The sequence below is a fragment of the [Clostridium] fimetarium genome, assembly GCF_900111235.1.
GTDB classification, from domain to species: domain Bacteria; phylum Bacillota; class Clostridia; order Lachnospirales; family Lachnospiraceae; genus Clostridium_N; species Clostridium_N fimetarium.
In genome coordinates this window covers 192,349-206,403 of the sequence record NZ_FOJI01000006.1, presented here as the reverse complement: position 1 = coordinate 206,403, position 14,055 = coordinate 192,349, and the positions used below count along the sequence as shown (strand labels likewise).

Sequence of the window (14,055 nt, the reverse complement as noted above, 5' to 3'; positions counted from 1 at the left end):
TAGCCACTTTCAACACTCTCTACCACTAAAAAGCATCCATTTATCTGATTATCCTACCTTTTTATAAAACTTTCAAGTTCAAAATGGCTAGTAATACAATTTTCTAAATTTCGGGAACAATAATAGCCACTTCATACCTCTCAAGAATTTTACCACTTTTAGTCAATACGTTTGATGATATGTACGCCTGTCCTCTTTTTAATGAATTTGCAATATCATTATACTTCTTTGGTTCATTTAACAATTGAGCTGCAAGACCAACATCATCTGGAGAAAGTGCAAAAAACTGTTTACATCCAGCCTGTAACAAGTCTGCCTTTTGTGATTTTGTGAATTTATTCTTTAACGTCTGACTTGCCAACCATATATTAGCGCAATTCTTACGCCCTTCACTTAAATACTTAGTAATAGCACTTTTATTATTGATTCTCATTTTCTGAAACTCATCAATAAGAACACAAAATTCTCTTTCTTCTTTCTTTAACTTCATATTGTAATTATATAAATCCCAAAGCAAGAGCTCTGTAAGGCAATTTTGCATAAGTTCATCAAAGTAATTAATGTCAATAATTAATATCTTATGCTCTTTAAAAGCTAAATCCCATATACAAATATCGTCATCAGCAAATAACTCATAATCCACAAACTTCTTCATTTTGTTAAGTAAACTCTGAGCAGCTTTATCTGTTTCTCTCTCCTCCAAATCCCATATAATTGTTTTCAATATATCCATAAAGCCTTTTTCTCCATCAAAGTTTTTCATTAATAAATTATACAATACATTATCTTGATAATCTGTTAAGGAAAACGATCCAGCTAATATACCTGCTACTCTAGCACACATGTCAATTTTTTTTTCTTTTAGATTACCGTTTTCCCCTAGTCTCTGATATTCCATTGGATTAAGTGATATCTTATCCTTATAAACACTATGACGAAAAAGCTTTCCTTCTACCTCCAGTAATCTTAAGGGTGTTTCTAATTGTTCATCTATATAGCTTTGCGAATGATCTAAAATTATCATAGGAACATTATTTTTATAACTTTCCAGTACCATTCGCTCGCATTGATACGTTTTTCCACATCCTGTTGTTCCTAATATAAGCATATGATTATTCCTTTCCTTCGCTAGTGGCATATTTACTTCTAATCCTCTGGTTGTTACTCCGATTTTAATTTTGTTCATTTATTTTTCCTCCTGGTTTATAATAATTCAATATTTCCGAGCAATGAGCTTTTTAACTTAATCATTCTTGGTTGCTCAGAATTCTCTTGACCTCTAACTTTTAAACTCATCCTTGAAACATATCTTTCAGTAATAGCTGAAACCAAAAAACCCTTATCCTTTAGAATTCGTTTAAATTCATCTACTGACACTCTAAATGAAGCCTGATTAAGAACAAAATCTGAAATTACTTCTGAGTTAACGAAGAAAACTTCTTTTTTCTTATCTAAGAACAATGAATTTTTAGTTTCTTCAAATAAATCAACTTCAAATGCTTTTCCTTTACCATTTTGAATATTCAATTTTAGCTTATCAAATCTTAATTGTTCAAATAGCATTTCTGACAATTCGTTTACCATCTCATCATCATCCACTTCCTCTTCAAACTCATCATATACATCCATAATAATGTCTTCTAAGCTCTCTTTTTCGAACCACTCTGGCAAGTCTACTCCATATGTACGATGGAATTCCTTTATCATTTTTTGCATTATTATAAATATATGTACAAACGTATCATTTTTTAACCGTTCAGTATTAACCATTGATTTTATTATGTTGAAATTTTGACTAATCCAATCTGTAAAGACTTTAATATAATTGCCTGGAATACTTTTAGTATCTAAAATTTTCATCCACTCTTCAATACTACCAGTAACAAAAAAATCAATATTTAACGACCTATCTCGTTTCATACTCATAGAACAGAACTTATCAATTACTATTACTAAACCTCTTTTTACCACCTTTTTGTCATGTTCATCAAAACTATAACCATAAATAACTTCCTCATATACTTTTGACATGTTTTTACGTGTTTTGTCACTTCTACTCTTACTATCAGATGTACTAAATACGCTTGGCATGTCCTTATCTCTCCAAAATGTCTGCATTAATTCAGAATCACATACGTTTATTTCAACGGATTCATATATATTCCCCATCATATAAGATATCATAGCTTCAGCTATTGGCTGATTAATAGCAACTTTTAAAATTCTTTCATCATCTGCTACCTTTGAAAAAAATTCCGAATAAATCAAACTACAATGAAAAAATAATAGTAAGAATACCCTTCCGCGTATACTTTCAACACCATTATATAAACTCCAATACTTCTTAATTACTAGACACTCGTCGTAGCTTTTTGATACTTCGGCTTTACTACTATTTAAAGATGTAGGATATTCCCCTTCCTTTACGAACTTATATATCTTATGTCCTTTATCAGTTGTATACCAACCTGTTCTTTCATATTCAATTACATCATGTAATTCGATTTTGCTCATTAAGTAATTCTTAATAAGCTCATTCAAAACCTTTAAACTCATATTGGGTAACATCATTATTATTTTTGCTTTTTTAGACAACAAATCTAGTATCCTATTCTCTTCTAATTCTTCTTGTGTCACTATAAATGATATCTGTTGTATGTTTCCGGCAATGAATTTAATCAATTTGACATCAAAGTACATTGTACTAATTTTTTTACTTCTTATAATTACATGTGGTGTACAAGACTCTATCTTCCAAAATCCAATAATATCTCCTGGATTTCCAACTTTTTTTTGAATTCTTATACCAAATGTATCATCTACTATCATTTGTGCTATATTATTTCTCTTCAACTGTTCCTTCTCTCGCATCAATTGGCTAATACAGACATCTTTATACATCAACTTTTTATTTGCGGAACAAATCTCACCACTCATTTCTGCACCTTTGGCTAATATGCTTATAATTGTATCAGATTCATATTTCATATTGGGGTTTGGAATGCTCTGTTGTATAGGTCCCATATTGGAATTTTGATTTTGCATATACTGCAACTCCTGTACCGGCCCCATATTGGGATTTTGATTTTGCATATACGGTGGCTCTTGTACCGGCCCCATATTGGGATTTTGATTTTGCATATACTGTGGCTCCTGTACCGGCCCCATATTGCGATTTTTATTTTGCATATACTGTGGCTCTTGCACTGGTTCCATATATTGATTTTGCATATACTGTAGCCCTTGTACTGGTTCCATATTTTGATTTTGCGTATACTGTGGCTCTTGTACTGGTTCCATATTGATGGTTGGTTTTAGTTTTGTCTGTTCCATCGTTTTATCTGCAACTATACACATAATTTTCACTTCATCACTCATATCCTAATTCCTCCTATTTTAAAAACATTATTACTTTCAAACTGTTTTTCCAACTATACTTATTTGTGAAGCTGTTTTTTTATAAATAGCACTAATTTCAAAAAATTTAGTGCTGATTTTCTTATTCTTTCTTAATGGTAATTATACGGTACCAAAAACCTTTGTTTCTGGTACCATATAATTGCATTGTTTTACTCTACAAATACTATTCTAATACTTCTTCAAACCCATCGATAAAATTCCAATCTAAATCATCTTCGGTTTCAGAATTATCAATTGCTTCAGAAGGCGCGCCTTTATTTCCAATGGAAAAGCTGTTTGAGGACAAGTTATTATTTGAATTACACATCATAGGTCCTAGCATATTCATTAAATACCCTGATACCATTTGAGGCATCTGTTCTGTCAATTTAAATCCCACTTCTGAAATGATCCGATTAATAAAATCATCTTCCTTAATTCTTGATTCAAGATATGGGTCATTTTTAGATACATAATAATTATCAAAATAATCATTTATAGCTTTTATTATTAATTTGTTTTGTGACCCAAATTTTTTCTTGTCCATACTATGAAGATAATTCCAAGCTTTATCATGTTCTGCATTAGACATATTAAAACTTAAGTTAGTGTGTTTTTTATCTACCATTATAGTTACCCCCTTAATTCACAATCTTAGTTTTCCTTTTGTCCTTCATATAAGATAAATATTCATACCCTTTTGCATTTGCCCTTACATCTTCATCAAAAAATACTCTGTTTTTATCATATTCACCGTACTCTTTTAGGAGCTTACTTCCACCCCCTATGACATACAATTTCATTAATTCACTGTTATATTCGTGTTCTCTAACCTTCATAAATACATTTCTTACATATTCTTTAGCAGTGTCTTGAATAACACTCAAGAATTTCTCACTTACATCTATTTTCTTCATACGTAGAAAATCATTAATGATTGATATATCTATTACCACTCCTGTTTTGTTCATAATGGCATTGCATATATTGATACTGCATTGATTAATCCCATATTTTTCTGTCCAGCATTTGCTTTCCATCGGCTTACGATTATTTATATACATTATATTTATTGTTCCATTTCCAATATCTACTAGCATATTCACTCCATTAAACTCATGTATTCTTTCTGCAACTGCAGAATATCCTTGAGGGAATACATCCACTCCCACCATATGAATAAGATAATCTTCACCTTGATATTTGAATTCTACATAATCCTTCTGCAATAAATACTTTCTAAAATCTTCTTTCTGACTTTTCAACCATGTTAGTGGAAGCCCTGTTGCCAATTGAATATCCGCGATATGAAGATTTCGACTCTTTAACTCCATTGCAATCGCTACTAATGTCAATACATAAAAATCTTCGTCTAAGATCTTTTCAAATTTAAATTCTTTATGATTTTCTCCAATTATATAATGATTCTCATTATATAAAAGAACGTCTTTGCTCATTGTTGGTGCTAACTCACTTAAAATTACACCAGTCGCAAATACATGATTCGCAGTTTTCATATTTCCATAACCACCATCCACTGGTACAATAATTGCTCCCTTTTCAGTTCTATAATCTTTCATAATATCCATATTATCTCCTTCATCTACATTTGTAGGTACTCTCTCATCAATTCTAGTTTTATTAATATTCACTTATTTCTTCTATCCAGGTCGTTCATAGGTACTGGGTTTAGAACATTGTTTGAAATTCTCCATTTTTCATCCTCCTAGTTTAAGAAATACTAACTGATTATATAGCAACGTTTTTCGTTGGATCATTTGTTTCACGCGCGAAAATATAATTTGTTTCTTTCTCTGATTGACTTTTCTTTTAGATTAAATTATTGATTACAATATAAAGTCCCTTATAATGCCTATTAAATATAGATAAAATAATTCCCAGCGTTCATAACTTGTATTGATGTTCACTAAATAGAAAAAACGTTCATATAATGCAATGCACTATATAAACGTTTTTTAAAGTAAAATTATTATATTTTTTTTTATTAATTAACATATAAACTTTGAAATTAAATATATTTTATATCCACTATATTGCTTTTTACACAATTTTCCTATTCAAATACAAAACATTAATTATACACTTATGCGTATATAATATACATTTATAATTTATTAAATTCACAATACCATTGTCGGATAATCATTAATGATTATCCGACAATGGTATTATATTCGGTATTGGACCATAAGAAATCAAGGTATTCTCAAGGTAAATAAAGGCGTAGCATCATCTCATGAAAAATTTATCATCATTATAGAACGCATCATCGTTCCCAAAATTGATCTATCTGAAGAGCTTGTATTTTTCTAAGAAACCTCATTGTTTGAAACTGACAGTGGATTTTTCTTATGAATCAACTGGTTTTGCCTCCAATCGATTAATTTTTTGCTTGAATCAACTGCTTTATTTCACCAATCAACTTGTTTATCGTTTGAATAAACCGTTTTCTATCCTATGTAACTCTGGATTGCTATGTAAATCTAAAATATGCATTTCAGTGATTATTATGATTAAATCACTCTATGTATCTCATTCATTTGATTTTTTTCGTTATAATAATCATTTTACTGTATCAGCTAATATATCAAGTATTTTTTTAGCTGATTTTACATATTTGATAACCGTATCAATAGATGCTGTAATATTAGTTCCATGTGCAAAATCGTTTCTTAATTTAACTAAAGAATTAAGTTTATCTTTTTCGCCGCTTTTGTTTACCTTGTCATCAAACTCAGTACGCCATTCAGGAGATATTTGTTGCAACATTTGACTCATATTTCCAGTGTTGGGATTTGATGAGCTATCAATAATCATTTTCTCAAGATATGTTTTTGTTTCCTGTGTTGTTCCTTCTACGAGCGCGTCAAATATAATGCTTTTATATACCACTTCTACCGTACCACTTGATTTGATTACTGCATAAGAAATTAAATACCTGCTCTTTGAATCAAATTGATTTCCGCTGTTGATCCACTTTTTAATACTATTTAATTCTTCATGTGTATCATTAATTATTTGTTCATATCTACCATTCATATGTTACTCCATATAAAATATCAGAGGCCTTCTTTATTCTCTTTTCAATATTTACCATATTAGTGGTTCTGTTACTTGCAGCGTCAATAAATTCATCATCTTTAAGTAGTTTTATATATTTTTCAATATAGTTTTCTTCCTCAAACTTATATCCATTTTTGATTGCATTTGATGTTGCAACTGAAACTGCATCAAAAATAGCAGGATTAACTTTTTTAACAAATTCTTCCGTTCCCTTTTTTAGATTTTTAAATGAATTTTCAGCAAAGTTTTTATAGCAAATATGAATCATTTCTACAAATTCATTTTTCATCAACGCATATTCTTCAAGTGAGATTTTCTTCTTATCACCCATATAATCATTTAGATATTTTGTCAAATTGACTTGATTTTGAGTTTTTTCCTTTCTCTTATGAATGTCTTTCATTGCAAAAAATCTGAGAATCAATTCAATATCTGCCATCCTTGAATCTTCATCATTCAATCCTAATACCTTTCTCCAGCTCTTATCTTTATTTAATTCAAGCAACAAATTGTTACACTGCCCTTGATATATGCAATTTCTAATCTCTTGTGGTTTTAATGTTCTTCCACCTGTATTAATGCGCTCAAAAATCTGATACATTCCTGTATCATTCGTAGGGTGCTTTTGTTCAAAAATAATTGCATGAATTGTTGTTGTTTTAATTTTTCTTTTTTCGTCCGGTTCTAATTCTACAAATGCTTTTCCTCTCCATCGAGCATTAATATTATCTGTATTTGATAGCTTAAATACTTTTCCATCTCCGGAAAAAGTACCATTTACATAATCATTAACTGTCATTATTCTTTGATATCCATCAATAATCAACATAGTTTCCTTCACTTCTTTTGCAAAAAAAATACTTGGAACAGGCAACCCTAATAGAATGGAATCTATAAATCTGCTTGCTTCTACTCTAGACCATACATATTTTCGTTGTAATTCCGGTTTAAGTAGTTCACCATCTTCATACATAGTTAGTATTTCTCTAAAAGACAAATCAGCTCCCCATGATGTTATATTGTACAAATCATCATCTGAATATGACACTTCCTCCTCGTCCAAACTTTCAATTTTTACATTCTTTTCAATCATTAAATTTCCTCCTAAAGTGTATCTTTCTGAAAATTCTTTTTCATTAATATGTGCCAATAATATATTGGATTGTACTATTGTACAGTATATTGTTTTTTCTAAAATAATCCTATCAGTATTTTGTTTCCCATTCAGAAAGAACAATGTCGATAATAATTTTAACTGCGTTGAAAAAAGTCTTATACTTTTATCTTCATATTCGATTATTATTAACTCTCCCATATCAAAACATCTAGAATCATATTCCTTCTTTTCAATATTATCCCAATGGACTTTTCGATTTATTATTTCATTAACGTTCAGAACAATTTTATCAGCATACAAAGACTATTTACCTCCTAATGTAGTTACTATCTATTATACGCTGATTTTTTCTATTATATTTCATTACATACACATTAATATGCTCTTTTCTTTGTCAACCATATTTCACTCTATTCCATCAGTTTGTAATCCTTTGATCAGATCATATATTTGTGTGTTAAACGATTTATTTTCCATCATTCCTTGCGATTTGCCTACTATGAATAACTATTGAGTTCTTCATGTAAAAAGTAGTATTTACCATCTTTAATAATAATCTGAACATCTTTGTCATATACCTCTTCAGATTTATTCAGCATTAATTTGCTTTGCGTTGTTTGAGCATCTATTTTTTGCACCAATCCGTCCTCAAGCCCCTTATAATTTAAATTATCATCAATAAAACCTGGTATTGATGCAAAGAAACCTTCAATGCCTTTTTTACTTCTTCGGTTCTTATTTACATTAATTCCATGCAACTCCACTTGTTTTCTATGCCATTCTTCTAATGCCGCCCTTATCTGATTTGATTGTTCCAGATATACGTTAAATATTGAATAACTCATCTCATTTGAGTTTTCGCCTTTACCAAGTAAATATGTCAACTTACTAATCTGTTCTAATACTGTCATTAATATTTGTTGATATTCGAGCAAGAGCCTAAAGCTATCAACTTTTTCTTGATACTCCTTGTAATCTGTTTTTTGATTTTTCTTTATTATTTCGACGAAGGCTAAATTAATCTGCTGAAGTAATTGAATTCCTTCTCTCTCTAAATCATCTATAGTATGCAGTTTTCGATTTCGCAAATCATCGCTTTCCAAAATTTCCGAACTAAAATTAGATATTTTCCCTGATAAAGCCATCAATGATAGAATCCGACTTTTAAATTCTCTCTCTTGAAAATCACTAATTTTATTTACACTCTTACTCAAATTTTCAATCTTAGAATTGATTTCTGACATATAGTATTGACCCACAACCAAAGAGCCAACATTCATTATATTTGCAAACCTATTAGCTACCGTGGCGGCTTTAGAAATTTTCGTAGGGTCTACTTTGACTAAATTAGCTTGCCCTTTAATTCCTTTTGCTCCTCGATAAAAGCCTCGAACAGCACCTTCCATTTGTTTAGATTCTGCAAGGGTAACACCACTGGGGATAACCACCTTGTATAATTCAACATTTTTAAGTGCTTTGTTTGTAAGTGTTTTTGCTACAGTTTCTGCTGCGGCCGGTATTATCTCTGAAATTCGAGCAATAACTGTATGGTCAGTAATTTCAAATAGACTCTTTTCCTCAATTTTAGTTGTCGCAGGTAGTCGTTCTATCGATATGCCTATTCCACCGCCTTGTACAACTTCTACTGCTTCAAAAGTAGTTGAATTAGTTTTTTCAGCACTTAAAACATCGTTGCTATTGTAAATAACTTTTCTTCCTGAGTGAATTACTAATACAACAATCAAAGTAACTATTATTATTAATATTACTACCAGTAAAATATCCATAATTTCATCCTCCCAACTGGGTGTAGAATTGACAACGTATAGTGTAGCTATCTCCAATGATACCAAATTTGGAATTACAAAAACGTTCTTCACCATCGGCGTAATAAAACAAATCTGCAAGTCGATAGATTTTTCGTTCGACATCACTCATTACCGCAGTCACCAAAACAACCTCATATTGTTGTGGATGTTCTTCGGCAAAGTTCAGTTCGTTTTCTGTAATTACAAATGAAATTCCCGTCCCGGCAGTGGACTTTATTTCAACATAAACAATTTCGCCCTTTTCGTTGGAATACTTTAGGTCATAGCCCAAACCTCCTATTCCATCAGGGTTGATCCCCTCTTTTTTTGCGTTTTCCGAAACCCATAATACTTTGAGGAAGTTTGATTTCATTTGTTCGTATACAAGTTTTTCTGCAAATGCACCCCATTCTGAGATATTACGTTCTCGTTTCATTCCCGCCATACGGCTTCCTGTGCGTGATGAGCTACCTGGATTATTGACGGTATTATTCGATGGAGCAACAACATCAACCAATATTATTGGAATGGTTGTTGCGTATGTCGTGCTTAGTATTTTTGATTCTTTTGCTTGTACATTGACAATGTCAGCTTTTCTGGCATTATAAGCTTTGTCCAACTCATCAAGCTTACCAAAGTATAAGAGGCTCTCCTGTTCCGAATCAACAAGCATATCGTTTACTATGGACATATCCTTATTTTGCACAAAAATATCCCTGTATGTTTTCCAAACCGTATCTGCATTCTCCTCAGATGCGAATGAAATTACACTTCCAAACTGCTGTGTAAACTCAGCTTTCCAATCATAATAGATACTGTTTAGCGGGTTGAAAACAAACGTCCTGTATTTATCCAATTGTTTTATGAATGTGCGTTGTTTGCTAATAGGTTCACTTTTTAGCATTGCAAACAATCCATTTTTATATGAATCATTCTCGTCATTTGCTCGCTTATGTAAACACTCAAGATAGAATGGACTTAAGTCTATAATGATCTCGGATTTTTCATTAAACTCATCCACGTCGATTTGCAGAGTTTGTAGGATATCGATAAGTGTCACTACGTTTGCAGTTGAGTTAAAATCAGTAAAATTTATAGATTCGATGTCAGTTTCAATTGATGCAATGCTATTCTCACCAGCAATAAGTACGCAAGCCGAAAGAAACATTTCTTTTTCAGATTGTGTTCGATTGAGGGCATCACGAGACCTTTCAAGAATACTCAAATCATCAAAATCGTGCAAGATTAAAGCGTTTCGATTGTGCAGTTCCTTTTCATATAAGGAGCGTACATATCCGAAAAGAGTATCGTCCTGAATATCAATAGCCGTAATAAAAAGTTCGGCAATTGCGGAACAGAAATCCACGTTACTCTTTAGCTGTTTCAAATGTCCTCCATTTCTGGGTGCCTGAACATAAACACAATTTTTGCCCCTGATGTAAGAACTTTCGGCTAATATAATTTCGCCTTTTCCGTAGTCGGCTGTTATATTAGTACATAAACGAACCCGCAATGCTTTTACTGTAGAGATTTCGCTTTGCTTTGCAGCATCGACACGCGAGCAAAAAGCATAACAAATGAAATCGTTAAAATCTTGTTCAAAGTCAACGCTCTCTGGGTGAATTGTTGGCTCGCCGATTATTGAACCTTTGATTTTTAACGGTAATACTCCAAAATATCTCTTTATATTTTCTTGGCTTTGTCTGCTTGGGATAGCAATTAGGTTAAAACCCTTCAATATTTCACGACTTACCGTCTTCTCTGTAAGATAATGGACATATTTTATCGCCATATATGTTTTCGAAGATTTGCAAAATACTCTTCCATTTTGTAAATACTCACGTCGCTTTGCGTTATTTGGGTTGAAATTTTTTAGTCCACCAGATTTCAAAATGGATGTGTAAAGAGCCTTGCTTATCTCACCGCTTTCATCAGTTTCTGGTAATGCCATTAACAATGAATAAAAAGTTTCTGTGTCTAATCCCGAAAAATCTGATGCGGCTCCTATCTGCTCCAAAACATTCTGAACAGCGTTTATTTCTGAAATCCTGCGATTATGATTATCGATGAGCAAGTCTAAATTAGGTGCAACAACGATAGGCGCAAATAATGTGTCAATTTTGTTCACTAACAAGCACTGCTTAGGTGAATATCTAATACCATCAATCTCTATCCACTTGCTTGTTGCAAAGACAAAACGAAGATGCGAAGCCAACTGTTCGCCACTGATGGCTCTTACTTTTTGTTGATACAAATTATAGACGTAAGCACGACTTGTACTTGGCTCATAATCAGATAGCAATTGGCGGATACTCTCATCTTGTCTAATCCAGTCAATTATGCTTTTGGTATTTGCTTCTTTGAAAATTTCATCAAGACGCTCAACCGTAGCAATTTCAACATAACTAAAAGATGCGCTACGTAATTCCTGTTCATTGTGATAACAATTATCCTCTGCAAGCAATGGGTATTTTCTTATGCTTGTGTATATAAGTTCTCTGTAGGCATCTAAAACTGGGTAGATTTTCAACTTAGTCTTTCGAGGAAAATAGGCAACACCTAACGCTGACAAAAACTCTTTATATTGCTGCTTTGTTAATTCAGTTAAGACTATTCTTCTAGGGAGTGCAACAAAAAGATCATCGTTGTCCATAAACAAATTGTCAGTTACCTCATTGCCAAATTCTTGACCGAAATATAATTCATTTGCATTTTTTACTGCACCACTACGATTTATCAACGGAATTGTCGTTAACGCAGACATTTCATTTTTCAAAACATTGGCCTTCCATAGCTTCCACAGCCACTCGATAGTATCTTCGTAGCACCCTCGGGTTTTCTTGCTTGTTTGATGCACACGATTTCTTAGTCGAGAAATAACAGCATTAATGATATTTGCAATATTGTATTCTCGAATATTGAATCTCGAGAGTTCATTGGCAAGACCTCTTAATGTACTTTCTTTGCCTTGCATATCGCGTAAGGCACTCACAAGGTCTTTATTCATAAAAACGATTTTCGTAAAATCAGGTGGAGAAGAAAACTCTACATTTTCTGCAGGCAAGAACACTTGTTGACCATCAATTACAGTGTTACCACTACTATCCAAAATAAAATGCGGCTTATTTTCTTCGGAAATCTCATTTCGGTACTCACTGATAAATACAAGCCACAAAGCTGCTCTCTCACTGATTTGAAGTGATGACAAAACAGAATTGATGCCAGTTGTGATTTCACTGCATTGATACCGCATACTTACTTTTCTATGCTTTGCAATGGATTTTAGCATAGCTCTTATTGCAGAATTATCCGTTGGAGGCATTAGCGTAGAAAATACATTTCCACACAAAAAGTCAGCAATATTGCTATCATAAAATCGCGGTTTTTCAGTGAATGAAATATATTTGTTGTCAACTGTCGGAAAAACCTTGCTCACAGCAACTGCTTCAAGATAATAATTCTTAATAGTGAAATTATCCCAACTCAAGTCAATTGGAAAATCTCCTATTGTTGAAAGTAAAGTAAGAGGGGCGTAGTTTACGTTTTCAGAATTTGTTAGCAGTGCAAGTTCAACAAGCGTATCACAAACAACTTTCAGTATGTGCTTATTAGCCTCTGTTTCAACGAGGTGGTTTCTGTCTGCGTTTAGGTCAAACGTCGCATGAATAAGTGCATGGACTGGAAATTGAACCTTTGTTTTGAAATAGCTGTACAAAACATCTGGCATAACAGACATATCCTTTTTATATGCAACCATTACACCATATTTTTGTTTCTCAAATACGCCCTCTCGAGATAAAATAGACCAATTATCGGTTTCGACGATTTTCCCGTTTCTTTTAGTTGTAATCTGTATGTCACAAATACTATTTTCACGTTCAGATGGTGCCTTTTCATAAACAAATACTTCTCTAAAATATTCTATAGTCAGCTTTTCCAGCTTCTCCAAAAACAGAAGCGTTTTTGAATTGATTTGTTTTAGCTGACCTATTACCCTATCAACAACGTCAGATTTCAATTCAACTTCAATTACTGTGTCGTATTCTTTGTTTTGTAGCGGCGAAATCAATCGAGGTGCAACAAGTGTCGCAAGCCTTACATCATCATGCTTTTTACGAAATTCACTAACACCAACATTTTCGAGCAATTCAAGCAGTGTTTCACGAGCATAGAATTCAGAAAATTCAACAGACAAATCACCACTATATATACGAACACTGTCTGCCCAATTAAGTATGGAACGAAACCCAGTACCTTTATTACCTATATATTCGTCTTTGTTATGCTTTGGACTAAGGTTTGAATACATCAAGGAAATAAAGCCTTCAAAAGTGAATGCATTTCCGTTGTTGCTAATTGTCAGCACATTATCTTTTAACACAATAGAAACAAAGCGGTCTTTTGTCCCACCGAGTTCGTCCACTGCATTTTGGAGTAGTTCTAACAGTTCCCTGCCGTGATAACCGCGAATTTCATCTGTTTCTTTCCTGTAGTCCGCTAATATGCGGTTTGGGTCAAGAACATACCCTTTTTTCATGGTTTCTATTGCACATGTCACTTTATCATTCATTAATACACTCTCCAAACCTGAATTTAAATATATATTATCTACTACATTTTCGAAACTTAAGGCTTATCTTTTAATCG

General features: G+C 32.5%; 8 protein-coding genes. All 8 read right to left on the bottom strand.

Features of this window, described 5'->3' with window-relative positions:
* Positions 1 to 103: 103 nt before the first annotated feature.
* The 8 genes from BMY18_RS09700 to BMY18_RS09665 all read right to left on the bottom strand — a co-directional run bounded on the left by BMY18_RS09700 (position 104) and on the right by BMY18_RS09665 (position 13,978).
* Positions 104 to 1,186, bottom strand: a complete 1,083-nt coding sequence (locus tag BMY18_RS09700; RefSeq protein WP_092453426.1) for a helicase HerA domain-containing protein — start codon at positions 1,184 to 1,186, stop codon at positions 104 to 106.
* Between the two features lie 17 nt (positions 1,187 to 1,203).
* Entirely contained in the window at positions 1,204 to 3,378 is a 2,175-nt protein-coding gene (locus tag BMY18_RS09695; RefSeq protein ID WP_092453424.1) for a hypothetical protein, read from the bottom strand.
* Positions 3,379 to 3,583: 205 nt separating this feature from the next.
* Positions 3,584 to 4,027: a hypothetical protein gene (locus BMY18_RS09690; protein WP_092453422.1), complete on the bottom strand. Its 444-nt coding sequence runs from the start codon at positions 4,025 to 4,027 to the stop codon at positions 3,584 to 3,586.
* A 13-nt stretch (positions 4,028 to 4,040) separates the two neighbouring features.
* Positions 4,041 to 5,051: a ParM/StbA family protein gene (locus BMY18_RS09685; protein WP_092453420.1), complete on the bottom strand. Its 1,011-nt coding sequence runs from the start codon at positions 5,049 to 5,051 to the stop codon at positions 4,041 to 4,043.
* A 931-nt stretch (positions 5,052 to 5,982) separates the two neighbouring features.
* Complete coding sequence (locus BMY18_RS09680) at positions 5,983 to 6,459, bottom strand: HEPN domain-containing protein (RefSeq protein ID WP_092453418.1); 477 nt, start codon at positions 6,457 to 6,459, stop codon at positions 5,983 to 5,985.
* On the bottom strand, positions 6,449 to 7,900 hold the full coding sequence (locus BMY18_RS09675; protein WP_242941003.1) for a DUF262 domain-containing protein: 1,452 nt from the start codon (positions 7,898 to 7,900) through the stop codon (positions 6,449 to 6,451). The genes BMY18_RS09680 and BMY18_RS09675 overlap by 11 nt, the downstream gene beginning before the upstream one ends.
* Before the next feature lie 197 nt (positions 7,901 to 8,097).
* Entirely contained in the window at positions 8,098 to 9,387 is a 1,290-nt protein-coding gene (locus BMY18_RS09670; RefSeq protein WP_092453416.1) for a topoisomerase IV, read from the bottom strand.
* A gap of 4 nt (positions 9,388 to 9,391) precedes the next feature.
* On the bottom strand, positions 9,392 to 13,978 hold the full coding sequence (locus BMY18_RS09665; protein WP_092453414.1) for a protein NO VEIN domain-containing protein: 4,587 nt from the start codon (positions 13,976 to 13,978) through the stop codon (positions 9,392 to 9,394).
* Between the last annotated feature and the right edge of the window lie 77 nt (positions 13,979 to 14,055).